Genomic DNA, 23,678 nt, shown 5'->3' on the forward strand with positions numbered 1-23,678 from the left:
GCACGAGCCGCGCAGCGCGCGTCCCCAGCCCCTGCCCCCAGCCACGAACGGACACACATTGGCCAAGAAGGACGACAAGTCGAAGAAGAACGCCCCGCTGATCGGCATTGATATCGGCGGCACCGGTATCAAGGGCGGCATCGTCGACTTGAAGAAGGGCAAGCTGGTGGGCGACCGGCTCCGGGTCCCCACCCCGCAGCCCTCGACGCCGGAGGCCGTGGCCGACGTCGTCGCCCAGGTGGTGGCCGAGCTGTCCAAGCGTCCCGACGCCCCGGACGCCGACAGCCCCGTCGGCGTGACCTTCCCGGGCATCATCCAGCACGGCGTCGTCCACTCCGCCGCCAACGTCGACCACGCGTGGCTGAACCTGGACATCGATGCACTGCTCACCGCCAAGCTGGGCCGCCCGGTGGAGGTCATCAACGACGCCGACGCCGCCGGTCTCGCCGAGGCCCGCTACGGCGCCGGCAAGGGCGTGGACGGCACCGTCCTGGTGATCACCCTGGGCACCGGCATCGGGTCCGCGTTCATCTTCAACGGCAAGCTGGTCCCCAACGCCGAGCTCGGCCACCTGGAGATCGACGGCTTCGACGCCGAGAGCAAGGCCTCCGCCGTCGCCCGCGAACGCGACGGCCTGAGCTGGACCGAATACAGCGTGCTGCTGCAGCGCTACTTCTCGCACGTGGAGTTCCTCTTCTCCCCCGAGCTGTTCATCGTGGGCGGCGGCATCTCCAAGCGCGCGGACGAGTACCTGCCGCACATGTCGCTGCGGACCCCGATCGTTCCCGCCGAGCTGAAGAACGACGCCGGCATCGTGGGCGCGGCCATCGAGGTGGCGCTGACGCACAAGCTGGCCAAGTAACCGGCTCACCTGGGCAGGCAATAAGACCCGCACGGAAACAGAGAACGGCCCGCAGTTGTCCAACTGCGGGCCGGTTCTCTATGTGGAGCCGGTGGTGGCTGCGGCTTCCCCTCCGCTGCCACCACCGGAGTCTGTGGGTGCCTAGAGCGGGCTCTTCTGGGCCGGTTTTCCGTCGAGGCCCTTGGTCTCCGCCTCGTGCCGGAGCAGGGCGATCGCGGACTCGAAGTCCTCCAGGGATTCGAACGCCTGGTAGACGCTGGCGAACCGCAGGTAGGCGACCTCGTCGAGGCGCTGCAGCGGGTTCAGGATAGCCAGGCCCACCTCGTGGGCCTCGATCTCGGCGGCGCCGGCGGCGCGTATGGTCTCCTCGACCTCCTGCGCCAGCATGGCGAGGTCATCCTCGGTCACCGGCCGGCCCTGGCAGGCCTTGCGGACACCGTTGATGACCTTGCTCCGGCTGAACGGCTCGCCCACGCCGGACCGCTTGATCACGGTGAGGCTGGTGGTTTCCACGGTGGTGAAGCGGCGGCCGCACTCGGGGCACTGGCGGCGGCGGCGGATGGCCGAGCCGTCGTCGGCGATGCGGCTGTCCACCACGCGGGAGTCAGGATTACGGCAGAACGGGCAATACACGTCTCTTCCTTTCCTGCCGCAACTCCGGAAGGAAGCACCGCTGGCGGGGCTTCCGGATTCAGTCTACGACTAGATCTGGGTGAATAACAAGCCTGTAATTACTACATGTTGTGGTTGGCGAACCGCGCGGTCACGGCCTCGCCGTGCGCCGGCAGGTCCTCGGCCACCGAGAGGCTGACGATGTGCCGGCTGACGTCCTCCAGCGCGGCCCGGTCGTAGTTGATGACCTGGATGGCGCGCAGGAAGGTGGTGACGTTCAGGCCCGAGGAGAAGGCGGCGGTGCCGCTGGTGGGCAGCACGTGGTTGGACCCGGCGCAGTAGTCGCCCAGGCTGACCGGGCTGTAGTCGCCCACGAAGATGGCGCCGGCGTTGCGGATCCGGGCGGCGACGGCGGCGGCATCCGCGGTCATGATTTCCAGGTGCTCGGCGGCGTAGGCGTCGCAGGCGGCGATCCCCTGCTCCAGGTCCTCGACCAGGACGACGCCGGACTGCGGGCCGGAGAGGGCTTCCCGGACGCGGGCGCTGTGCTCGGTGGCGGCGGCCTGGGTATCGAGCTCCCGGCGCACGGCCGCGGCCAGGTCCTCGGAGTCGGTGATCAGGACCGAGGCGGCCTTGGGGTCGTGCTCGGCCTGGCTGATCAGGTCCGCGGCCACGAGCTCGGGGCGGGCGGTGGCGTCGGCCAGGATCGCGATCTCGGTGGTGCCGGCTTCCGAGTCGATCCCGACCGCGCCCTTGACCAGGCGCTTGGCGGTGGCCACGAAGATGTTTCCCGGGCCGGTGACGACATCCACCGGGTCGATGCCGGGCAGGGCGGTGCCGGCTGCGTCTGCCGGGGAGGCGTCCGCGGGGACGCCGAAGGCGAAGGCGGCGATGGCTTGCGCCCCGCCGATCCCGTAGACCTCATCGATGCCCAGCAGCGCGGCGGCGGCGAGGATGGTGGGGTGCGGAAGTCCGCCGAAGTCCTTCTGCGGCGGCGACGCCAGCGCGATCGAGGGCACGCCGGCGGCCAGCGCCGGGACCACGTTCATGATCACCGAGGAGGGGTAGACGGCCAGGCCGCCGGGAACGTAGAGGCCCACGCGGGAGACCGGCACCCAGTTCTGGCTGACCACCGCGCCGTCGCCGAGGGCGACGTCGGTGTTGGCGGGGCGCTGGGCGTCGGCGAAGAGCCGGGCGCGGCGGATGGATTCCTCCAGCGCCGCGCGCACCTCCGGGTCCAGGCCGTCCAGCGCGGCCTGCAGGGCCTCGGCAGGCACCCGCGGGTGGGTCTGCTCGACGCCGTCGAACTTACTCGCGAGGTCGCTCAGTGCGGCGAGCCCGCGGCCGCGGACGTCGGCGATGATCTCCTGGACCTTGCCCTCGGCGTCGGCCACGGTGCCGTGCTGGGCCCGCGGGACGGCGGCGCGGAGGCCGGCGAGGGTCAGCTGCCGGCCGCGGACGTCCACGGTCCGGAAATCGAGGCCGGTGGAGGCGGGTACCAGGGACGCGGGGCGGTCGGCAGAGGAAGTCACCCGCCTATTTTACGGCTCCTGGTCCGGGTGGCCGAACAGGGAGGCGACGAAGATGGACAGCGCGGTGGCCGCGGGCCAGACCAGCAGTACGGCGTAGGCCCGCAGCGAGAAGGCGATGCTGGCGCTGGCCGAGGTGTCCCGGGCAGGGGTGAAGACCGCGCCGGCCAGGACGCCGGTCCCCCACGCCAGGAGTGCCCCGACGGCGCCCGCGGCGACGGCGCCGATGACGGTCAGCGGGGGCAGGCTTGCCGGCTTGCTGCCGGCGGCCAGGATCCCGCCGACGCAGCCGGCCGCCAGGTACAGTCCGGCCAGGACCAGGTCCCGGGGCAGCCAGGTGGAGGGGTTGCTGCCGCTGGCCAGGGCCGGGTCGCGGCTGATCAGGTTCAAGCCGGTGGGCGCCAGGGCCCACCAGAGCAGACCGACCGGGATGCCGGCCAGGGCGATGACCAGCAGTCCGCGCCACGGCACCCGCCGGCGCCGGGGCGTGGGGGTGTCGGCGCCGTCGCCCCATCCCGTCCCGCCGGCGGTATCCCCCGGCGTGCCGCCGGTAGGCGCGGCGCCGGAGCCGTGGCCGGAGGGGTCGACGGGCGGGTGCACCGCGGGTTGTGTCATGCAACAAACCTTAACCCAGGATTCCGTCCCCTCCGGCATGCCGGCCGGCCCAGGATGACGCCGCGCGGCACCCCGGGGACCGGTCGAATACCGCCGTCGGCCGTTGCGGGAATACGCTGGCACCAGCAACAGCCGCACCACAGCAGGGAGATGGACCGCCGTGTCGTCAGCCGAAGAGCCCTTCGAGGGAACGTTCAAGGAAATGTTCCGCCGGCACGCCGCGGGCGTCGCCATCATCACCGCGAGCTACAACGGGGCTCCCTACGGGTTCACGGCCACCTCGGTGGCGTCGCTGTCGGCCAAGCCGCCCCGTTTCACCTTCAACATGGCCCGGACATCCAGTTCCTGGCCCGCCGTCGCCAATTCCAGCTACATCGGCGTGCACATGCTGGGCCTGGAGAACCAGACCCTGGCCGACCGCTTCGCCCGCGGCCGGGACCGCTTCGAGGGCGACCACTGGGAGGAGGGACCCCACGGGGTCCCGGTCCTCAAGGACGTCTCCGGCTGGCTGATCGGAAAGATCCAGATGCGCCTCTCGTTCGAGAACAACGCCGTCGTGGTCGTCGAAGTGGTCGACGGCGCGGTCGGCGGGGCCTCGGTGCCGCTGCTCTACCACGGCGGCGCCTACTCCCAGCCGGTGCCGCTCGACTACGAGATCTGAGCGCCTACCCGTCCAGGCACGTCGGCCCGAGGAGGACCTTCAGGTCGCCGTAGAGCGACGGGCTCGGGTTGACCCGCAGGTGCACCGGCAGGCCCATCACCTCAACGCGTGAGTCGCCGTGCAGGTGCAGCCGCACCTCGGACTTGCCCCGGTGGGTCTTCAGGACCTCGCCGAGCTCGTTCACGACGGCCTCGGTGGCCTTATGCGTGGGCATGGTGATGACGAGCGGCCCGTCCAGGCCCTCGCTGAGGTCCGGCACGGAGAGTTCCATGCAGTTCACCGCGATGGCCCCGTCGTCCCGGCGCTGCAGGCGGCCCTTGACGACGACGATCAGGTCCTCGGCCAGGACGGACGCGATGGGGCCGTAGACCTGGCCGAAGAACATCACCTCCACCGAGCCGCCGAGGTCCTCGATCTCGGCGCGGGCGTAGGCGTTGCCGCTGGCCTTGGCGATCCGCCGGCTCAGCGAGGTGATCATGCCCGCGATGGTGATGATGGCGCCGTCGTGCGGGCCGTCCTCGGCGATGATCGAGGTGATGGACTGGTCCGCGTGCTGGGTCAGGACGCCCTCCAGGCCCTGCAGCGGGTGGTCCGAGACGTAGAGGCCCAGCATGTCCCGCTCGAAGGAGAGCTTGTCCTTCTTCTCCCATTCGGGCAGGTCCGGGATGTCGATGCTGAGCGAGGACTCCGATTCGGTGTCCTCGATCCCGGCGAACAGGTCGAACTGGCCGATGGCCTCGTTGCGCTTGAGCGTGATGACGGAGTCGATCGCCTCTTCGTGGACCATGGCGAGGGCGCGCCGGTGGTGTCCCAGCGAGTCGAAGGCGCCGGCCTTGATGAGGGATTCGATGGTGCGCTTGTTGCACACCACCGCCGGGACCTTCATCAGGAAGTCCTTGAAGGAGGTGAAGGCGCCCTCGCGTTCGCGGGCGGCGACCATGGCGTCGACGGCGTTGGCGCCGACGTTGCGGATGGCGCCCATGCCGAAGCGGATGTCGTTGCCCACCGGGGTGAAGTTCAGCGCGGACTCGTTGACGTCCGGCGGCAGCACCGTGATGCCCATCCGGCGGCACTCGTTCAGGTAGATGGCCGACTTGTCCTTGTCGTCGCCGACGCTGGTCAGCAGCGCCGCCATGTACTCCTGGGCGTAGTGGGCCTTCAGGTAGGCGGTCCAGTAGGAGATCACGCCGTAGGCGGCCGAGTGGGCCTTGTTGAAGGCGTAGTCGGAGAACGGGAGCAGGATGTCCCAGAGGGTCTTCACGGCGTCCATGGAGTAGCCGTTGTCCTGCATGCCCTGGGAGAAGCCGGCGAATTGCTTGTCCAGTTCCGACTTCTTCTTCTTGCCCATGGCGCGGCGGAGGATGTCGGCCTGGCCCAGGCTGTAGCCGGCGAGCTTCTGAGCGACGGCCATGACCTGCTCCTGGTACACGATCAGGCCGTACGTGCCGCCGAGGATCTCGGCCAGCGGTTCCTCCAGCTCCGGGTGGATGGGGATGACCGGTTGGATGCCGTTCTTGCGCAGGGCGTAGTCGTTGTGCGCGTTGGCGCCCATCGGGCCCGGCCGGTAGAGGGCCAGGACGGCGGAGATGTCTTCGAAGTTGTCCGGCTTCATCAGCTTCAGCAACGACCGCATGGGCCCGCCGTCGAGCTGGAAGACGCCCAGGGTGTCGCCGCGGGCCAGCAGTTCGTAGGAGTCGGCGTCGTCCAGGGCCAGGGATTCGAGGTCCAGGTCCACCCCGCGGTTCATTTTGATGTTTTCCAGGGCGTCGGAAATGATCGTCAGGTTCCGCAGGCCCAGGAAGTCCATCTTGATCAGGCCCAGGCCCTCGGACGTCGGGTAGTCGAACTGGGTGATGACCTGCCCGTCCTGGAAGCGGCGCATGATGGGGATGACGTCGATGATGGGGTCCGAGGACATGATGACGCCGGCGGCGTGCACGCCCCACTGGCGCTTCAGGCCCTCGATGCCGAGGGCGGTCTCGAAGACCTTCGCGGCCTCCGGATCGGTGGCGATCAGCTGCCGGAAGTCGCCGGCCTCGCCGTAGCGCTTGGCCTCGGGGTTCTGGATGTCCGCCAGCGGGATGTCCTTGGCCATGACCGCCGGGGGCAGCGCCTTGGTGAGGGTCTCGCCCATGCTGAACGGGTAGCCCAGCACGCGGGAGGAGTCCTTGAGCGCCTGCTTGGTCTTGATGGTGCCGTAGGTGACGATCATGGCCACGCGCTCGTCGCCGTACTTCTTCGTCACGTAGTCGATCACCTCGGACCGGCGGCGGTCATCGAAGTCGACGTCGAAGTCGGGCATGGAGACGCGGTCCGGGTTGAGGAACCGCTCGAAGATCAGGCCGTGGTGCAGCGGGTCCAGGTCGGTGATGCGCATGGCGTAGGCCACCATGGAACCGGCGCCGGAGCCACGGCCGGGACCGACGCGGATGCCGTTGTTCTTGGCCCAGTTGATGAAGTCCGCGACCACGAGGAAGTAGCCGGGGAAGCCCATCGAGGTGATGACGTCGAGTTCGTAGTCGGCCTGGGCGCGGACCTTGTCCGGGATGCCCTGCGGGTACCGGTAGTGCAGGCCCTTGTCCACCTCCTTGACCAGCCAGGAGGTCTCGTCCTCGCCCTCGGGGCAGGGGAAGCGGGGCATGTAGTTGGCGCCGGTGTTGAAGGAGACGTCGCAGCGCTCGGCGATCAGCAGGGTGTTGTCGCAGGCGTCCGGGTGGTCCCGGAAGAGTTCGCGCATCTCCTGCGGGGACTTCAGGTAGTAGCCGCTGCCGGAGAACGCGAACCGCGAGCCGCCGTTGTCGTAGGTGGGTTCGAGCAGGGTGGAGCCGGACTGGATGGCCAGCAGCGCCTCGTGGGCCTTGGCGTCGTGCTCGTGGGTGTAGTGCAGGTCGTTGGTGGCCACCAGCGGGAGGTTCAGTTCCTTGGCCAGGCGCAGCAGGTCGCCGGTGACGCGGCGTTCGATGTCCAGGCCGTGGTCCATCAGCTCACAGAAGTAGTTTTCCGCGCCGAAGATGTCGCGGAACTCGGCGGCGGCCTCGAGGGCCTCGCGGTACTGGCCCAGCCGGAGCCGGGTCTGCACCTCGCCGGAGGGGCAGCCGGTGGTGGCGATGAGCCCCTCGGAGTAGGTGTTCAGCAGCTCCCGGTCCAGCCGCGGCCACTTGCCGAAGACGGAGTCCAGCGAGGCGATGGAGGAGGCGCGGAAGAGGTTCCGCATGCCGGTGTTGTTGTAGCTCAGCAGCGTCATGTGCGTGTACGCGCCGCCGCCGGAGATGTCGTCCTTGCGCTGGTTTTCCTCGCCCCAGCGGACCCTGGTCTTGTCCGTGCGCGCGGTTCCGGGCGTCACATAGGCCTCGACGCCGATGATCGGCTTGATGCCGGCGTCGGTGGCGCGCTTCCAGAAGTCGAAGGCGCCGAACAGGTAGCCGTGGTCCGTGGTGGCCAGCGCCGGCATGCCCAGCCGTCCGGTCTCATCGAAGAGTTCCCCGAGCCGGGCGGCGCCGTCCAGCATGGAGTATTCGGTGTGGTTGTGGAGATGGACGAACGAATTGTTGCTGGAAGTCACCGGATCATTCTAGTGCCGGGCGCGGACGGTGGGCGTCAGGCGTCAGGCGTTGCCGGAGGCGAGGACCTCGAGCGCGTACTGCAGGTCCTGCGGGTAGTCGCTCGTGACGGTGACCCGCTCCCCGTCCGGGGGTGGTCGAAGGAGAGCTGCCGGGCGTGCAACCACTGCCGGGTCAGGCCCAGGGTGGCGGCCAACCGCGGGTCGGCGCCGTAGGTCAGGTCCCCGGCGCAGGGGTGGCGGAGCGCGGAGAAGTGCACGCGGATCTGGTGGGTGCGCCCGGTTTCCAGGTGCACCTCCACCAGGGACGCCTTGCCGAACGCCTCGAGGACCTCATAGTGGGTGACCGAGTCGCGGCCGTCCTCGACGACGGCGAAGCGCCAGTCGTGGCCCGGGTGGCGGCCGATGGGCGCGTCGATGGTGCCGGCGAGCGGGTCCGGGAGGCCCTGGACGACGGCGTGGTAGACCTTGTCCACGGTGCGGTCCTTGAAGGCGCGCTTGAGCTTGGTGTACGCGTCCTCGGTCTTGGCGACCACCATGACCCCGGAGGTGCCGACGTCGAGCCGGTGCACGATCCCGGCGCGTTCGGTGGCGCCGGAGGTGGAGATCCGGTAGCCGGCGCCGGCGAGGCCGCCGACGACCGTGGGCCCCACCCAGCCGGGCGAGGGGTGCGCGGCGACGCCGACGGGCTTGTCGATCACGACGAAATCATCGTCGTCGAGCAGGATTGTGAGGCCTTCCACGACTTCCTCCACCACTTCCAGGGGATCCCGGCGGTCCGGGACGACGACGTCGAGTCCGGCGCCGGCGCTGAGCTTCAGCGACTTTCCGACCGGCTTGCCGCCGGTGCTGACGTGTCCCTCGGCGATCAGCGCCGCGGCCTGGGACCGGGAGATGTCCATGAGGCGGGCCAACCCGGCGTCGATGCGGGCGCCGGCGAGCTCCTCGGGGACGGTGTAGTGCCGGGCCGCGTCGGCGGCCGGCTCAGACATGGTTGCCGCCGTCGTGCTTGTCGGCGTCATCCTTAGCGACCGCGTGCTCGTCGCCCTCGGGGCCCTCCTCGCGGCGCCGGACGCCGTCCAGCGGGATGCCGCGCAGGGTCAGGAGGCAGATGATCACCACGGAGGACACAACCGCGGAGTCGGCGATGTTGAAGATGGCGAAGTTGGGCAGCTGGATGAAATCCACCACGTGGCCCATGCCGAAGGACGGGTCGCGGAAGAGCCGGTCGGTCAGGTTGCCCAGGGCGCCGCCGAGCAGCAGTCCCAGCGCCAGCGCCCACCACGCGGAGCCGAGCTTCCGCAGCTGCAGCAGGATGGCCACGGAGACGGCGGCCATGATGATGGTGAAGACCCAGGTGACGTTCTCCCCGATGGAGAACGCGGCGCCGGAGTTCCGGATGTAGTACCAGTGCAGCAGCGGGGGCAGGACCGGCGTCCGCTCCCCTCGATCATGGTGGAGGTGACCCACAGCTTGGTCAGCTGGTCGAAGACGTAGGCGAACACGGCAAAGCCCGCGAACAGGGAGAGCAGGAGCCCGCGGCGCGGCCTGCGGGCGGGTGCGTCCCGGGGGACGGCGGGGGTTGGTGCGTTCGTCATAGTGCTTTCGTTCCGGTTCCGGTCATGCCACATGCAAAAAGCCGGTGGCCGAGGAGTCCTCAGCCACCGGCTTTCAGAATACGTGCTGAAGCTGGTGGTCCGCTTCGACTAGTTCGCTTCGACCTCGGGGGCCGCGACGGAACCGCGGGCGTCCAGGTCGCGCAGCTGGCCCTCGATGTAGGCCTTCAGGCGGGAGCGGTAGTCGCGCTCGAAGCCGCGCAGCTGCTCGACCTTGCGTTCCAGGACGGAGCGCTGCTGCTCGAGGGCACCCAGGATCTTGCGGGACTTTTCCTGCGCGTCGTTGACCAGGCTGCTGGCTTCGATCTGCGCCTCGGCGATGATCTTGTCGCGCTGCTGCTCGCCGTCGGCGATGTGCTTGTCGTGCATCTGCTGCGCCATGGCCAGCAGGCCGGCGGCGGATTCCGCGGAGGCGGAGGCGGCGACGGGGGCCGCAGCGGCGGGGGCGGGAGCCTTCTCGGCTTCCTTCTTCTTGGCTGCTTCGGCGGCCTTCGCGTCGGCTTCAGCCTTAGCCTTGGCCTCGGCCTTGGCGCGGTCATCCTGCTCGGCCTTGACGGGTGCGGGGACCTTTTCCACGACGGGGGCGGCCGCGGCGGGGGCCGCAGCGGTGCCGGAACCGGCCTCGGCAAGCTTCTTGCGGAGCTCGTCGTTTTCCTGGTTCAGGCGTCGGAGTTCGACGACGATTTCGTCCAGGAAGTCGTCAACCTCGTCCTGGTCGTATCCCTCGCGGAACTTGGTCGGCTGAAAGCGCTTGTTGACAACGTCTTCTGGCGTCAAAGCCATCTGGTCACCTCGTTGGTCTAGTTAGTCAGGAGGCCTTCCGGCCGTCAAAACTACGGTACCTAAATATGGTCTGGTTCCTCTAATTCAACACCGCAGTGTTGGACCGGAGTTTTATCTGATGATGGTGCTGTCCGCGGGCCGCATCAGATGGCGACGGCCGTCGCGTAGGTCAGTGACCTGGCCACTCCCATGGCGATCGAGACCGCCAAAAAGAGCACCAGGAAGGCAAGGTCCAGGGAGATCCCGCCGAGCCGGAGCGGGGGAAGGATCCGGCGCAGCAGCTTCAGCGGCTTGTCCGTCACGGCGTAGACCGCGTGGGCCGTGATCAGCGCCGCGCCGCGGGGCGCCAGCTGCGGGCGAACATCTGGACCCAGTCGAAAACCAGCCGCACGATCAGCGCGACGAAGAAGAGCAGCAGCGCGACATAGATCAGCCCGAAAACAATTCCCATGAGTTAGTTCAGTTCTCCATGTTCGTTCCGGATACCGCAGTGTCCTGGCCGGGGGTGCGCTTCTATTTCAACACGAAGATTCCGGCGGGGCGGCCGGGCAGGTGATCCTGCCTGGCCGCCCCGCCGGAATCCGCGACTAGCTTTGGTTGAAGAAGGAGGCCGTGGTCTCGCTGGCCTTCTTGTCGTCGCCGATCACCTCGACGTAGGAGGGCGAGAGCAGGAACACCTTGTTGGTGACCCGTTCGATGCTGCCCCGGAGGCCGAAGACCAGTCCGGCGGAGAAGTCGACCAGCCGCTTGGCATCCGCCTCCCCCATGTCCGTGACGTTCATGATCACCGGGATGCCGTCGCGGAAGCTCTCACCGATCAGCTTCGCGTCGTTGTAGGACCGCGGGTGGATCGTGGTGATCTGCCGGAGGCCGGAGGTCTCTTCGCGGCTGGCGGCCGCTCGCTTGATGGGTGTCACGGGTGCGCGGTATTCCTCTTCGGCGGCATAGGGCTCTTCCCGGGGGGCTTCGCGGACGGGGGCCGGCGCGCGGCGCTCCTCGCGGTCGTGCTCCATAGGTTCGTCCTCATCCTTGTGCGGGGTGTGATGGTCAGACTCGTAGTGTTCATCGCCGTCGGCGAGCCCAAGATAGATCATTGTCTTGCGCAGAGCGCCAGCCATGGGTCCACTCCTAATCGTGTCAGTATTGCCCCGCCATTACCTTCCAATACGTTGAACCTACCGCACGGCCGGACGCGGACCGAGAATATCGGAGCCAATTCGCAGGTGTGTCGCCCCGTGCCGGATGGCGGCCTCCAGGTCCTGGCTCATTCCCGCGGAAATGCCGCTGGCCTGCGGAAAGTCTGCGCGCAGCGCCGCGGCGATGCCCGCAAGTTTTTCGAAGGCGGGTTCGGCCGGCGCACCGAGCGGTGCCACGGCCATGACGCCGGCCAGCCGGAGGCCGGGTGCGGCGGCGAGTTGGGCGGCCAGCTCCGGAACGGTCCCGGGCAGGGCGCCGCCGCGGTTACCGTCGGCGTCGGCGGCGTCTTCGGCCAGATTGACCTGGATGAAGCAGTCGAGGTCGTCCCGGCCAGTGCGGTCCTGTTCGGCTGCGATGGCCTTGGCGAGGGCGGTGGCCAGCTGCGGCCGGTCCACCGAGTGCACGGCGGCGGCGTAGCGGACCACGGACTTGGCCTTGTTGGTCTGGAGCTGCCCGATGAAGTGCCAGCGGAGGGCCAGGGCGGAGAGCTCGGCCGCCTTCTCCGCGGCCTCCTGGTCACGGTTTTCGCCGACGTCGGTGACGCCCAGGGATGCCAGGCGTGCCACGTCGGCGGCGGGGTGGAACTTGGTGACCACGATCAGCTGCGGCAGGTCCGCCCCGCGGCCGGCGGCCTCCGCGGCCGAGGCGATGCGCCGGCGCACCGCGGTGAGCCGTTCGGAGAGCTGCGCGGTGCGGGGATCCGCCCCGGGCTCCGGGGCCGGTGCCCCGCTCATGACGCTGCCCAGACCAGGCCGGCGAAGCGCCCGGTGGAGGCGTCCCGGCGGTAGGAGAAGAGCTCGGGGTCTTCGAGCGTGCAGCCGCCGCTGTACATGACGTCGACGCCGGCGGCCTCGAGCTGGCTCCGCACCCCGGCGGGGAGGTCCAGGCCGGGGGTTCCCTGCGTGGTGGTGGTCCAGGTGGCGGGGACGGCGGCGGCCACCTCGTCGCGGAGCTCAGCGGGCACCTCGTAGCAGCGGCCGCAGACGGAGGGGCCGATCCAGGCCCGGATCGTCCCGGCACCGAGGGCGCGCATCCGGTCGACGGCGGCGGGGACGACGCCGGCGGCGGTGCCCGGACGGCCGGCGTGGGCGACACCGAAGACGGGGGCCGGGGCTCCGGCGCCGTCCTCCGCGGCCCGCTCCCCCACGAGGACGACCGGCACGCAGTCCGCCACCATCACGGCCAGCGGCGCGCCGGTGGAGACCAGGGCGTCGGCCGTGGGCGCGGAACCGTGCCCCGTGTCCGAGGGGATCTCGGCGACGTGGTTGCCGTGTACCTGGTTCATGAAGGAGAACCCGTCAGGTCCCAGGCCGGCCTCCGCCGCGAGGTCCTGCCGTCGCCGGCGGACCTCGGCGGGGTCGTCGCCGACGTGCAGGGCCAGGTTGCCGGCCGCCGCATTCGTGAAGGCCACCCACACGCCGGGGCTCACCTCTGCCCGCCAGGAAAACACGTATCTCACCACTGTTCCGGTTGTTGCTGTCTTTTGTGGGCGGATGATCTCCGCCCCCACCACGGTACCCGCCCGCAACGCAGCATGGCACCGCCGGGGCGGTGCCATGCTGGGTGCTGCGGGTGGTGCCGTTGGCCTACTTCAGGAAGTCGGGGACGTCCAGGTCATCGGAGTGGCGGCCGGACAGGTCCGGCTCCACGACCGAGGGCAGGTCCACGTCGAAGCCCGAATCGGCGGGGACGGCGGAGGGACGCTGCTGGCCCCAGTTGCTCAGGCCCGAGGCGCCGACGCCGGCGTGCATCGGCTGTGCCGGGGCGGAGGCCGGAGCCTGGGTCGGGGCGGGTGCCGGTGCGGCCTGGCGCACGGGGGCCGGCTGGGACTGGTCCATCGACGGCGAGGTGGCCTTGACGTCGTCGAAGCCGGCCGCGATGACGGTGACGCGGGCCTCGTCGCCGAGGGCGTCGTCGATCACGGCGCCGAAGATGATGTTGGCTTCCGGGTGCGCGACTTCCTGCACCAGGCGGGCCGCCTCGTTGATTTCGAACAGGCCGAGGTCGGAGCCGCCCTGGATGGAGAGAAGGACGCCGTGGGCGCCGTCGATCGAGGCTTCCAGCAGCGGGGAGGCGATGGCGAGCTCGGCGGCCTTGACCGCACGGTCTTCGCCGCGGGCCGAGCCGATGCCCATCAGGGCCGAACCGGCGCCCTGCATGACGGACTTAACGTCGGCGAAGTCGAGGTTGATCAGGCCGGGGGTGGTGATCAGGTCGGTGATGCCCTGGACACCGGAGAGCAGCACCTGGTCGGCGGAGCGGAAGGCGTCCAGCACCGAGACGTTGCGGTCGCTGATCGAGAGCAGCCGGTCGTTCGGGATGACGATGAGGGTGTCGACCTCGTCGCGCAGGGCGTCGATGCCGGCCTCGGCGGAACCGGCGCGGCGCCGGCCCTCGAAGGTGAACGGGCGGGTGACGACGCCGATGGTCAGGGCGCCGAGGGACCGGGCGATACGGGCCACGACGGGCGCACCGCCGGTGCCGGTGCCGCCGCCTTCGCCGGCGGTCACGAAGACCATGTCCGCGCCGCGGAGCACCTCTTCGATTTCGTCGGCGTGGTCCTCGGCGGCCTGGCGGCCCACCTCGGGGTTCGCGCCGGCTCCGAGACCACGGGTCAACTCGCGTCCGACGTCGAGCTTGACGTCGGCATCGGACATCAGCAGCGCCTGCGCATCGGTGTTGATTGCGATGAATTCGACGCCGCGAAGGCCCACCTCAATCATGCGGTTGACTGCGTTCACGCCACCGCCGCCGATGCCGACGACCTTGATGACGGCCAAGTAATTCTGCGGAGCTGCCACGTTACGTGTCCCTTGTTCGTGTTCTATTGCGAAATCTGATGGAGTCCAGCTTGAAAGGCTAACCTTAACCTTCGACTTGAGGGTTATAGTTATGTCAACTAACTCGTACTTGGAACGCTATTGGCTAGGCCGGGGACATTCAATGACCGGCTCCGCGTGTCGCGGTAATACCGGCTAAATGGCGAATTTCCCCGGCCGGCCCTCAGCGGGTGACGGGATGGCGTGGGACGCTGACGTCGTAGACCTTCACGGGGTTTTTGGGGTCCGCCGGCGCCTTCAGCAGGGCGGCCAGCACCCGGGCCTTGAGGTCCTTCTCCCCCGCGTTGCCCCAGACGATCGTCTGCCCGTCCACGAGCTTGAGTTCGACGGCGTCCACAGACTTGGCGGAGGCGTCGGAGAGCCGGGCAAGGATGTCCGGCGGGAGCGCGCCGAGCACGCCGGTGATGGCGTGGAACAGATCCTGCGGCAGGGCCCCTCCCCCGCCGTCGATGACGGGAAGCTTCACCGCGGCGGCGTCCGGCGCGGTTCCGAGCGGCACCCCGTCCGGGTCTACCAACTGGAAGGCCTCGCCCTGCTTGAGCAGGGCCACCGGAACGCGTTCGACGATGGTCACCTGCAGGGTGGACGGCGGCCGGGCCTGGCTGGTCACGGACTTGACCTGCACCAGGGGCTGCAACAGCGCGGTGACGTCACTCTCGCTGATCTGGGGCAGGGGCTTGCCCTGCAGCGGTGCCAGCGCGGCCTGGATCTGGTCCTGGCTGAGCATCCGGGTGCCCTGCACGGTCACCGTGCGGACGGCGAGCCACGGCGAATAGACGGCGGCGGCAATGATCCCCGCGATCAGGACCGCGACGACGGCGATGGTGCCGAGGACGATCCGGCGGCGCCGCCGGGCCTTCGGTTCGGGGAAGGCCAGGACCTTGCCGGGCGCCGGCTCCGTCGCCGGCCCCTGGGCCGTACCCGTAGACGTGCCCGGTCCCTGGTCCGACTTTGTCGCTGTGATGACGCCGGGGCGGGACGCAGGCGCGCCGTCCCGGCTCGAACCACGCTGGCTTGAGCTGCCACGCTGGCTTGAGCTTGCCGGGGCGGGCGGGTAGCCGGGCCGGCGGGAGCTAGGCACCGGGGATCCCGGCGGTGAGCGCCTCCACCAGCAGCGGCCCGTACGCGGTGACGTCGCCGGCACCTGCGGTGAGGACGATGTCGCCCGGGCCCGCGGCGGCGAGCACGGCCTGGACGGCGTCCGCGCCGGGGCCCACCAGGTGCCCGTTGGGGCCCAGGTGGTCGGCGATCAGCTGGCTGGTGACCCCGGGGATGGGGTCTTCGCGGGCAGGGTAGATGTCCAGGACCCAGGCGGTGTCCGCGGCGTTGAGGGCCTCGGCGAACTCCCGGGCGAATTCGCGGGTCCGGGAGAACAGGTGCGGCTGGAAGAGCACGTGGACCCGGCGGTCGCCGGCCACCGAGCGGGCCGCGGCCAGGGCGGCGCGGACCTCCGTGGGGTGGTGGGCGTAGTCGTCGTAGACGCGGACGCCGCAGCCCTCGCCCTTGTACTCGAAGCGGCGGGCCGCGCCGGTGAAGCCTCCCAGTGCTGCGGCGGCGGCCTCCGGCGCCACGCCCAGCTCCAGCGCCACGGCGAAGGCGGCCGCCGCGTTCAGCGCGTTGTGCCGGCCGGGGACCTGCAATTCGACGTCGTACCGTCCGGTGGCGGTCTCCAGCGCGAGGGCACCCCGGCCGCCGTCGAGCAGGACCACGTCGGCCTCCGGGGAGGTGCCGTAGAGGAGCACGCGGGTGGTGCCGCGTTCGCGGGTGCGACGGGCGAGGTCCCGGGCGCCGTCGTCGTCGGCGCAGGCGACCAGCAGGCCGTCGGCCGGAAGCAGGGCGGTGAAGCGGTCAAAGGATTCGTAGACGGCCTCGGCGGTGCCGTAGTGGTCCAGGTGGTCCGGTTCGACGTTGGTGACCACCTCGATCTGCGGGCGGTAGTTCAGGAACGAGGCATCGGATTCGTCCGCCTCGGCAATGAACACCGGCGAGGACCCGGAGGCGGCGTTCACGCCGAGCGCCGGGACGTTCGCGCCGATGGCGAAGGAGGGGTCCAGGCCGGCGCCCTGCAGCAGCACCGTGATCATGGAGGTGGTGGTGGACTTGCCGTGGGTGCCGGCGACCGCGACGGCGGTGTCCCGGGCCATAGCGGCGGCCAGCGCCTCGGAGCGGTGCAGCACGGGGAGTCCGGCGGCCTTGGCGGCGGCCAGTTCGGGGTTGTCGGCGCGGATCGCGGACCCGGCCACCACGGTCTGGGCGTCGCCGAGGTTGGCCGCGTCGTAGCCGACGGCAATCCTGGCACCGGCGGCGGCGAGGTCGGCCATCACCGGCAGGTCCTTGGCGTCGGAGCCGCTGACGGGCACGCCGCGGGCCACCATGATGCGGGCGACGGCGGACATGCCGACGCCGCCGATGCCGATGAAGTGGACCCGCCCCAGTGACTCCTGGGTGCGTTCGGCCGCCTGGCCGGTGCCGGTTTCCTGTGCCATTGCTTTACCGCTTCCTGACGTGCCGGTCACTGCTTGTCCTGCGTCGTGGGGTCTGTTCCCGGGTCTGTGTCTGTGGTGCCGGTGCCGGCGGCCTCGAGCACCAGGGCGGCCATCCGCCGGTCCGCGTCGCGGATCCCGAACTGCCCCGCGGCGTGGGCCATTCGGTCCAGCCGCGCCGGGTCTCCCAGGAGCGGGAGGATGGTGCCGGTGATCCACGCCGCGTCGAAGGCGGCGTCGTCGACCAGGAGCGCCGCCCCGGCGTCGACCAGTCCGGCGGCGTTGAGGGCCTGCTCGCCGTTGCCGATGGGCAGCGGCACGAACACCGCGGGGAGCCCGACGGCGGCCACCTCGCAGACGGTCGCGGCGCCCGCGCGGGCCAGCAGCAGGTCCGCGGCGGCGTAGGCCAGTTCCATGCCGTCGATGTATTCGACCTGGCGGTAGCCCGGCGCCTCGAGAAGGCGGCCCTGGGCGTCGTGGACGGCCTTGTCCCGGCCGGTGATGTGCAGGGTCTGGATGCCGGCGGCGCCGAGGGCGTCCGCAGCGGCAGCGATGGCCCGGTTGATGCTCTGGGCTCCGGAGGAACCGCCCGTGACGATCAGGGTGGGCTTGTCCTGCTCCAGACCCAGGGCGGTGCGGGCCGCGGCGCGTGCGGCGCCCCGGTCCAGCCCGGAGATCTCGCGGCGCATGGGCATGCCGACGTGGCGGGCGCCGCGCAGCCTGGTGGCCGCGAAAGCGACGGCGACATGCCGGCTCAGCCGGGCGCCGACCCGGTTGGCCAGGCCCGCGCGGGTGTTGGCCTCGTGGACCACGATGGGGATCCTGCGCCGCCACGCCGCGAGGTAGAGCGGGGTGCAGACGTAGCCGCCGACGCCCACCAGCACGTCGGCCCGGGCGTCGTCCAGGATGACGCCGGCCTGCCGGACGGCGCCGGCAAGCTTGCCCGGCAGCTGCAGGAGCGCCTTGGACGGCTTGCGCGGGAAGGGCACGCGGTCCACGGTGGCGAGGTCCAGCCCGGCGGCGGGCACCAGCCGGGTTTCCATGCCACTGGGGGTGCCGACGGCCAGCAGGGACGCGTCCGGCCGTGCTTCCTTGACGGCGTTGGCGATCGCCAGCAGCGGGCTGATGTGGCCGGCGGTGCCGCCGCCGGCAAGGACGACGGAGAGGGGCGGTGGGGTGTTCATCAGGTCTGGGTACGCTTCCGTGCGGGGTTCTTGGGGCTGGGTGTCCGGGTGCCGGAGGGCCGCGGGGCCGATGCCGTCGGTGCCGGGCTGGCGGGCTTAGCGGCGGCCTGCCTCGTGGCGGCCTGCCTCGTGCTGGCCTGCTTCGTGCCCGGCGGCTTGCGGGCGGCTGGTGAGGCTTTGGTGGCAGAGGCTTTGGAGGCGGCGGGCCTCGCCGTGGAGGCCTGGGCAGGCGGCGCCGCCGTCGTCGCCTCCCCGTCGCGCCGGGCGACGACCTTGCGGCGCAGGATCCGGGTGAACCCGGCGGGACCGAAGCGGAGCAGGCCCTTGGGCTGCATGTCCGGCGCCATCTGCGCCCGGGCCAGGGACAGGACGACGCCGACGGCGCTGAGGGACATCAGGAGCGCCGAGCCGCCGTAGGAGATGAACGGCAGCGGCAGCCCGATCACGGGCAGCAGGCCGGTGACGACGGCCATGTTGACCGTGGCCTGTCCCAGCAGCCAGACCATGATGGCGCCGGCGAGGACGCGGTGGAACAGGTCCTGCTGGGCCACCACCACGCGGTAGATCGCGGTGCCGAGGACGGCGAAGAGGATGAGGACGACGATCGTGCCGATCAGTCCGAGTTCCTCGCCGATGATCGCGAAGATGAAGTCGTTGTGGGCCTCGGGGATCCAGCTGTACTTCTGCCGGCTCTGGCCCAGGCCCACGCCGAACCAGCCGCCGGAGGCCAGGCCGTAGAGGCCGTTGGTGGACTGGTAGTTCAGGTCCGAACCGTCGGAGCAGGTCTGCCCGGTCCAGGAGAGGATGCGGCACATGCGGTTGGGGCTGGTCACTGCCAGGACGGCGGTGCCGATCGCCAGCGCCACACCGGCGATCCCGAAGAGGTAGAGCCGGACCCCGGCGAAGAACAGCCCGGCGGCCATGATGATCATGATGATCATGGCGGTGCCGAGGTCGTTGCCGGCCAGGATGAGGCCGAGGACGACGGCGGCGCCGGGGAACACCACGGGGACCAGCACGTGCCGCCACTGGCTGAGGAACGCAGCCTTGCGGTTCAGCACGGTGGCCATCCAGAGCGCCAGCGCCAGCTTCGCGGCCTCGGAGGGCTGGAAGGTGAAGGGGCCGACGTCGATCCAGTTCTGGTTGCCCAGCGTGCTGCGGCCGATCAGGAGCACGAGGCCCAGCAGGAGGATGGCCAGGAAGATGGCCGGCCAGGCGAAGCGCTTGAGCCAGACGACGTTAACCCGGGAGAGGACGAACATGACGAAGACGCCGATCGCGGCGAAGAGTCCTTGCTTCAGCGCCGCCGAATAGGGTGACTCCCCCGCGGCGATGGATTCGACGCTGGAGGCCGAAAGCACCATCATGATGCCGATCGCCGTGAGCGCCAGGGTGGATCCCAGGATCAGGTAGTAGGTGGAGCCGTTCCGGGAGCGGCCGTTGCCCTCGAGGGCGGACCAAAACATCCGGTACCAGCCGCGGAGGCGGCTTGCGGCGGCCGTGCCGCCGGAGGGTGCCGCGGCGGGACGGGTGGGCGTGCTGACCATTGCTACTCCTCGGTGGTCTGAGCCTGCCCTTCCACGAGCTCGCGGACAGCTTCGATGAAGGCGTCGCCACGGTGAGCATAGGAAGAGAACTGATCCATGGACGCAGCTGCCGGGGCCAGGAGCACAGTGTCCCCCGGGGCGGCCAGCTGTGCGGCGGACGCTACGGCCTGGGCCATCACAGTCTCGCCAAAAATCGGCGAGGGGGCTGCGTCGGCGTCGGCCGGTCCGGCAGTCTGCTCCTTTTCAGTCTCACCCTTGGCGTGGCCGATCACCGGGACATCCGGCGCGTGTCGCTCGAGGGAGGCCAGCAGGTCCGAGGAGTCGGCCCCGATCAGCACCACGGCCTTGAGCCTGGCGGCGTTTTCGCGCACCAGTGAGTCGTAGTTCACACCCTTGGACAGGCCGCCGGCGATCCAGATGACGTGCTCGAAGGCGGCCAACGACGCGGCGGCGGCGTGCGGGTTGGTGGCCTTGGAGTCGTTGATCCAGAGCACCCCGCCCTGCTTCGCGACCGGCTGGATACGGTGGTCCCCCGGGAGGTAGTTCTGCAGGCCCTCCCGGACGGCGGCGGGTTCCACCCCGTAGGCGCGGACCAGGGCGGCCGCTGCGAGGGCGTTGGCCACCATGTGCCGCGGGGCCACCGGTCCGAGGTCGCTCATGGCGGCGAGCTCGGCAGCGCTGTCCTTGCGTTCGGCGATGAAGGCGCGGTCGACGAGGAGACCCTCGACGACGCCGACCATGCTGATCGCCGGGGTCAGGGTGGTGAAGGCGACGGCGCGGCAGCCCTCGACGACGTCGGCGTCCTCGACCATCCGCTCGGTCTCGATCTGCTCGGCGTTGTAGACGCAGGCCTTCTGGGTCCGTTCGTAGACCTTGGCCTTGTCCGCGAGGTAGGAGTCGTAGGAGCCGTGCCAGTCCACGTGGTCCTCGGCGACGTTGAGGCACACGCTGGACACCGGGGAGATGGAGTGGCTCCAGTGCAGCTGGAAGCTGGAGAGTTCGACGGCGAAGACGTCGTAGTCCACCGGGTCGCGCAGCGCATCCAGGATGGGGGTGCCCACGTTGCCGACGGCGATCGCCTTGAGGCCGGCGGCCTGCAGCATCGACTCGGTCAGGCCCACCGTGGTGGTCTTGCCGTTGGTGCCGGTGATGGTGATCCAGTCGGCGGTCTTGCGGCCCTCGCGGACGCGGACACGCCAGGCGAGTTCGACGTCGCCCCAGATGGGGATGTGCGCCCGCGCGGCGGCGGCGAGCAGGGCCTGGTCCGGCCGCCAGCCCGGGGACGTGACGATCAGGTCGGGGACCTCGCCGTCGACCCGCGGCACGGAGGCGACGGCGTCCTCGCCGAGCAGCACGTCGGCCGCCCCAACGATCTTCAGCGTGTCCGCCTGGGCCAGGGCCTTGGGGGTCTGGGCGGCGTCCACCACGACCACTCGGGCGCCCAGCTCGATCAGGGTGTCCGCGGCGGCGAAGCCGGAGATGCCGATGCCGGTCACCACCACGCGCAGGCCGGCCCAGTCGGCGTCCCAGCTGGTGAGTCCGTCCAGCCGGGGCGAGCTGGCGAGGGGTTCGGGAATCGTGCCGATCACAGCAGTACCACCCATTCCGCGTAGAAGATGCCGAGGCCGGCGGCGACGAAGAGTCCGCAGAGGATCCAGAACCGGACCACGACCGTGACCTCGGCCCAGCCCTTGAGTTCGAAGTGGTGCTGCAGCGGCGCCATCTTGAAGAACCGCTTGCCCTTGGTGATCTTGAAGTAGCCCACCTGGATGATGACCGAGAGGGTGATCAGGACGAACAGGCCGCCGATGAAGGCCAGCAGCAGTTCGGTGCGGGAGAGGATGGCGAAGCCCGCCACAGCGCCGCCGATCGCGAGCGAGCCGGTGTCGCCCATGAAGATCTTGGCCGGGGAGGTGTTCCACCAGAGGAAGCCCACCAGCGCCGCGCTGAGGATGGCCGCCAGCAGGGCCAGGTCCAGCGGGTCGCGGACGGTGTAGCAGCCGCCGCCGGCCTGCCGGGGCGAGCCGCAGGACTGGTTGCTCTGCCAGATCCCGATCAGCGTGTAGGCGCCGAACACCATCACGGAGGCGCCGGCGGCGAGGCCGTCCAGGCCGTCGGTGAGGTTCACGCCGTTGGTCGCGGCGGTGACGATCAGGTTGGACCAGAGGACGAACAGGATCGCGCCCACCACGGTGCCGCCGAAGGCCAGGTTGAGCCAGGGAATGTCGCGGACCAGGGAGATCTGGTACGACGCCGGGGTGACGCCCTGCTCGTCCGGGAAGGTCAGGGCGAGGACGGCGAAGATGATGCCGACCGCGGCCTGGAGGATGAGTTTGGCCTTGGCGTTCAGGCCCAGGCTGCGCTGGGCGGAGATCTTGATGAAGTCGTCCAGGAAGCCCACCAGGCCCATGCCCACCATGAGGAAGAGCAGGAGCATGGCCGAGGCGGTGGGTCCGGGCGAGGCCGGGTTCATCCACCACATCACCAGGTGCGTGGCGAAGTAGGCGATCAGCACGCCCACCACCACGACGGCGCCGCCCATGGTGGGGGTGCCGCGCTTGGTGTGGTGCGAGGTGGGTCCGTCGTCGCGGATGAACTGCCCGTAGCCCTTGCGGACCAGGAAGCGGATGAAGAGCGGGGTACCGAGGAAGGACAGCAGCAGTGCCAGTCCGGAGCCCATCAGCAGTGCGATCACGGCAGGGTGCTCCCGTCGGTGGCAGGGGTGGCGTCCGGGCCGGTGCCCGGGGCGGCGTCCGGCGCCGGTGCAGCTAATGCTATCCGGTCCCCCAGGTGGCGCAGGCCGATGCTGTTGGAGGACTTGAAGAGGACTAGGTCGCCGGGTTCGAGCTCGGCTTCTAGGATTCCGTAGGCCTCCTCGACGTTCTCGGCGAAGATGCATTCGTCGCCCCAGGAGCCCTCGTTGACGGCGGAGACGTAGAGGGCGCGGGCTTCCCGGCCGATCACCAGGAGCCGGGAGATGTTGAGCCGGACCACCTGGGTGCCGACGGCGGTGTGCTCGCGGATGGAGTCCTCGCCCAGTTCCAGCATGGCGCCGAGCACGGCCCAGGTGCGCCGGCCGCGGCCGAGGTCGGCCAGGGTGCGGAGCGCGGCCCGCATCGACTCGGGGTTGGCGTTGTAGGCGTCGTTGATGATGGTGACGCCGTCGGCCCGTTCGGTGCGTTCCATCCGCCAGCGGCTCGCGGCGCTCTGGCTGCTGAGGGACGCGGCGATCTGCGCGCCGGGGATGCCGGCGGCGAATGCGGCGGACGCGGCGGCCAGCAGGTTGGTCAGGTGGTGGGCGCCGATCAGGCGGGCGGAGACGTGGTGCGTGCCGCCGTCGGGCAGTACCAGGTCGAATTCGGGGCTGCCGCCGGCATTGAGCTCGACGTTGGTGGCGAGGACGCCCGCGCCGGTCTGGCCGGATTCGCCGGAGAAGCCCAGCACGGTGGCCTGGGTCCTGGCGGCCATGGCCGCAACGCGCGGGTCGTCGAGGTTCAGCACGGCGGTGCCGTCGGCCGGGAGGCCCTCGACCATTTCGCCCTTGGCGCGGGCGATGTTCTCGACCCCGCCGAATTCGCCGGCGTGGGCGGTGCCGACGCAGAGCACGACGCCGATCTCCGGGCGGACTATCTCGGAAAGGTAGGTGATGTGGCCGATGCCGGTGGCACCCATTTCGATGACGAGGTAGCGGGTGCCGAAGCCGGCCTTGAAAACGGTGAGCGGGACGCCGACCTCGCCGTTGTAGGAGCCCTGCGGCGCGACGGTCTCGCCGGAGCCGGCGAAGATGCCGGCCAGCAGGTCCTTGGTGGTGGTCTTGCCGGCGGAGCCGGTGATGCCCACCACGGTGAAGTCCTCGCCGGCGGCGGCGCGGTGCTGCCGGATCCGGCGGACGGCCTCGGCGGCCAGGGCGCCCATGGCCAGGACCGCGTCCTCGACGATCACGGCCGGGAAGGACTTGCCGGCGGCGTCGGAGACCTCGCGCTCGGCCAGCGCCAGGACCGCGCCGCGGTCGAAGGCGGCGGCCACGAAGTCGTGCCCGTCGGCGGCTTCACCGGGCTTGGCCACGTAGAGGGAGCCCGGCGTCGCTTCGCGGGAGTCGGTGACCACGGACCCGGGCGTGAGCTCCGGATCGGCGGCCAGCCGGCCGTTGGTTATGTCGGCGATTTCCGCCGCGGTAAATGCAATCATCT

At 70.1% G+C, this 23,678-nt stretch carries 18 protein-coding genes and 3 pseudogenes; 2 read left to right on the top strand and 19 right to left on the bottom strand.

Annotated features, from left to right (window positions below):
* Nucleotides 1-58: 58 nt before the first annotated feature.
* The gene (gene ppgK, locus ACRQ5B_RS16060) at nucleotides 59-862 is read left to right on the top strand and encodes a polyphosphate--glucose phosphotransferase (RefSeq protein WP_377972990.1); all 804 of its coding nucleotides are present in this window, start codon (nucleotides 59-61) and stop codon (nucleotides 860-862) included.
* Between the two features lie 141 nt (nucleotides 863-1,003).
* Here the strand turns inward: ppgK and nrdR are convergent, their stop codons facing one another.
* The 3 genes from nrdR to ACRQ5B_RS16075 form a co-directional block, all read right to left on the bottom strand.
* Complete coding sequence (gene nrdR, locus ACRQ5B_RS16065; protein WP_412882705.1) at nucleotides 1,004-1,495, bottom strand: transcriptional regulator NrdR; 492 nt, start codon at nucleotides 1,493-1,495, stop codon at nucleotides 1,004-1,006.
* Nucleotides 1,496-1,596: 101 nt separating this feature from the next.
* Nucleotides 1,597-3,006: a histidinol dehydrogenase gene (gene hisD / locus ACRQ5B_RS16070; RefSeq protein WP_432395608.1), complete on the bottom strand. Its 1,410-nt coding sequence runs from the start codon at nucleotides 3,004-3,006 to the stop codon at nucleotides 1,597-1,599.
* Nucleotides 3,007-3,015: 9 nt separating this feature from the next.
* A complete protein-coding gene (locus tag ACRQ5B_RS16075) occupies nucleotides 3,016-3,618 on the bottom strand; it encodes a hypothetical protein (RefSeq protein ID WP_432395611.1) in 603 nt (200 codons plus the stop codon).
* A gap of 202 nt (nucleotides 3,619-3,820) precedes the next feature.
* Between ACRQ5B_RS16075 and ACRQ5B_RS16080 the strand changes: the two genes are divergently transcribed.
* Nucleotides 3,821-4,279, top strand: coding sequence for a flavin reductase family protein (locus ACRQ5B_RS16080; RefSeq protein ID WP_290258259.1), 459 nt, complete (start codon nucleotides 3,821-3,823; stop codon nucleotides 4,277-4,279).
* Between the two features lie 4 nt (nucleotides 4,280-4,283).
* Here the strand turns inward: ACRQ5B_RS16080 and dnaE are convergent, their stop codons facing one another.
* From dnaE to ACRQ5B_RS16160, 16 genes and pseudogenes are all read right to left on the bottom strand, one after another.
* Nucleotides 4,284-7,841 carry a DNA polymerase III subunit alpha gene (dnaE, locus tag ACRQ5B_RS16085; protein ID WP_432395614.1) on the bottom strand — a complete coding sequence of 1,186 codons (3,558 nt, stop codon included), beginning with the start codon at nucleotides 7,839-7,841 and terminating at the stop codon, nucleotides 4,284-4,286.
* A 42-nt stretch (nucleotides 7,842-7,883) separates the two neighbouring features.
* Nucleotides 7,884-8,830, bottom strand: a pseudogene (locus tag ACRQ5B_RS16090) (RluA family pseudouridine synthase).
* Nucleotides 8,823-9,436: pseudogene (gene lspA, locus ACRQ5B_RS16095) on the bottom strand (signal peptidase II). The pseudogenes ACRQ5B_RS16090 and lspA overlap by 8 nt, the downstream one beginning before the upstream one ends.
* Nucleotides 9,437-9,544: 108 nt before the next feature.
* Nucleotides 9,545-10,237 carry a DivIVA domain-containing protein gene (locus ACRQ5B_RS16100; RefSeq protein WP_290258178.1) on the bottom strand — a complete coding sequence of 231 codons (693 nt, stop codon included), beginning with the start codon at nucleotides 10,235-10,237 and terminating at the stop codon, nucleotides 9,545-9,547.
* Between the two features lie 143 nt (nucleotides 10,238-10,380).
* A pseudogene (locus ACRQ5B_RS16105) lies at nucleotides 10,381-10,688 on the bottom strand (YggT family protein).
* 136 nt (nucleotides 10,689-10,824) lie between these two features.
* Nucleotides 10,825-11,355 carry a cell division protein SepF gene (locus tag ACRQ5B_RS16110; RefSeq protein ID WP_290258180.1) on the bottom strand — a complete coding sequence of 177 codons (531 nt, stop codon included), beginning with the start codon at nucleotides 11,353-11,355 and terminating at the stop codon, nucleotides 10,825-10,827.
* A 57-nt stretch (nucleotides 11,356-11,412) separates the two neighbouring features.
* The gene (locus tag ACRQ5B_RS16115; RefSeq protein ID WP_432395617.1) at nucleotides 11,413-12,168 is read right to left on the bottom strand and encodes a YggS family pyridoxal phosphate-dependent enzyme; all 756 of its coding nucleotides are present in this window, start codon (nucleotides 12,166-12,168) and stop codon (nucleotides 11,413-11,415) included.
* The gene (locus ACRQ5B_RS16120) at nucleotides 12,165-12,884 is read right to left on the bottom strand and encodes a polyphenol oxidase family protein (RefSeq protein WP_432395620.1); all 720 of its coding nucleotides are present in this window, start codon (nucleotides 12,882-12,884) and stop codon (nucleotides 12,165-12,167) included. The genes ACRQ5B_RS16115 and ACRQ5B_RS16120 overlap by 4 nt, the downstream gene beginning before the upstream one ends.
* Before the next feature lie 136 nt (nucleotides 12,885-13,020).
* Nucleotides 13,021-14,235, bottom strand: coding sequence for a cell division protein FtsZ (gene ftsZ / locus ACRQ5B_RS16125; protein ID WP_432395623.1), 1,215 nt, complete (start codon nucleotides 14,233-14,235; stop codon nucleotides 13,021-13,023).
* A 202-nt stretch (nucleotides 14,236-14,437) separates the two neighbouring features.
* Entirely contained in the window at nucleotides 14,438-15,355 is a 918-nt protein-coding gene (locus tag ACRQ5B_RS16130; protein WP_432395626.1) for a cell division protein FtsQ/DivIB, read from the bottom strand.
* Nucleotides 15,348-16,760 (bottom strand): UDP-N-acetylmuramate--L-alanine ligase, encoded by a 1,413-nt coding sequence (gene murC / locus ACRQ5B_RS16135; RefSeq protein ID WP_432395629.1) that lies wholly within the window; start codon nucleotides 16,758-16,760, stop codon nucleotides 15,348-15,350. Before murC ends, ACRQ5B_RS16130 begins: the two co-directional genes overlap by 8 nt.
* Nucleotides 16,761-16,786: 26 nt before the next feature.
* A complete protein-coding gene (gene murG, locus ACRQ5B_RS16140) occupies nucleotides 16,787-17,941 on the bottom strand; it encodes an undecaprenyldiphospho-muramoylpentapeptide beta-N-acetylglucosaminyltransferase (protein ID WP_432395632.1) in 1,155 nt (384 codons plus the stop codon).
* Nucleotides 17,941-19,488, bottom strand: a complete 1,548-nt coding sequence (ftsW, locus tag ACRQ5B_RS16145) for a putative lipid II flippase FtsW (protein ID WP_432395635.1) — start codon at nucleotides 19,486-19,488, stop codon at nucleotides 17,941-17,943. Before ftsW ends, murG begins: the two co-directional genes overlap by 1 nt.
* A gap of 2 nt (nucleotides 19,489-19,490) precedes the next feature.
* Nucleotides 19,491-21,092 (bottom strand): UDP-N-acetylmuramoyl-L-alanine--D-glutamate ligase, encoded by a 1,602-nt coding sequence (murD, locus tag ACRQ5B_RS16150; RefSeq protein ID WP_432395638.1) that lies wholly within the window; start codon nucleotides 21,090-21,092, stop codon nucleotides 19,491-19,493.
* Entirely contained in the window at nucleotides 21,074-22,183 is a 1,110-nt protein-coding gene (gene mraY, locus ACRQ5B_RS16155; RefSeq protein ID WP_432395641.1) for a phospho-N-acetylmuramoyl-pentapeptide-transferase, read from the bottom strand. The genes murD and mraY overlap by 19 nt, the downstream gene beginning before the upstream one ends.
* The gene (locus ACRQ5B_RS16160) at nucleotides 22,180-23,676 is read right to left on the bottom strand and encodes a UDP-N-acetylmuramoyl-tripeptide--D-alanyl-D-alanine ligase (RefSeq protein WP_432395644.1); all 1,497 of its coding nucleotides are present in this window, start codon (nucleotides 23,674-23,676) and stop codon (nucleotides 22,180-22,182) included. Before ACRQ5B_RS16160 ends, mraY begins: the two co-directional genes overlap by 4 nt.
* Between the last annotated feature and the right edge of the window lie 2 nt (nucleotides 23,677-23,678).

Source organism: Pseudarthrobacter sp. L19 (assembly GCF_050859435.1).
Lineage (GTDB): Bacteria > Actinomycetota > Actinomycetes > Actinomycetales > Micrococcaceae > Arthrobacter.

Bases quoted from the DNA above. Each gene is read 5' to 3' on its own strand.
- ACRQ5B_RS16100 (WP_290258178.1), bottom strand. From the start codon at position 10,237: ATGGCTTTGACGCCAGAAGACGTTGTCAACAAGCGCTTTCAGCCGACC.
- ACRQ5B_RS16160 (WP_432395644.1), bottom strand. From the start codon at position 23,676: ATGATTGCATTTACCGCGGCGGAAATCGCCGACATAACCAACGGCCGG.
- ACRQ5B_RS16115 (WP_432395617.1), bottom strand. From the start codon at position 12,168: ATGAGCGGGGCACCGGCCCCGGAGCCCGGGGCGGATCCCCGCACCGCG.
- murD (WP_432395638.1), bottom strand. From the start codon at position 21,092: ATGGGTGGTACTGCTGTGATCGGCACGATTCCCGAACCCCTCGCCAGC.
- ftsW (WP_432395635.1), bottom strand. From the start codon at position 19,488: ATGGTCAGCACGCCCACCCGTCCCGCCGCGGCACCCTCCGGCGGCACG.
- ACRQ5B_RS16075 (WP_432395611.1), bottom strand. From the start codon at position 3,618: ATGACACAACCCGCGGTGCACCCGCCCGTCGACCCCTCCGGCCACGGC.
- ACRQ5B_RS16080 (WP_290258259.1), top strand. From the start codon at position 3,821: ATGTTCCGCCGGCACGCCGCGGGCGTCGCCATCATCACCGCGAGCTAC.
- murG (WP_432395632.1), bottom strand. From the start codon at position 17,941: ATGAACACCCCACCGCCCCTCTCCGTCGTCCTTGCCGGCGGCGGCACC.
- ACRQ5B_RS16110 (WP_290258180.1), bottom strand. From the start codon at position 11,355: ATGGCTGGCGCTCTGCGCAAGACAATGATCTATCTTGGGCTCGCCGAC.
- murC (WP_432395629.1), bottom strand. From the start codon at position 16,760: ATGGCACAGGAAACCGGCACCGGCCAGGCGGCCGAACGCACCCAGGAG.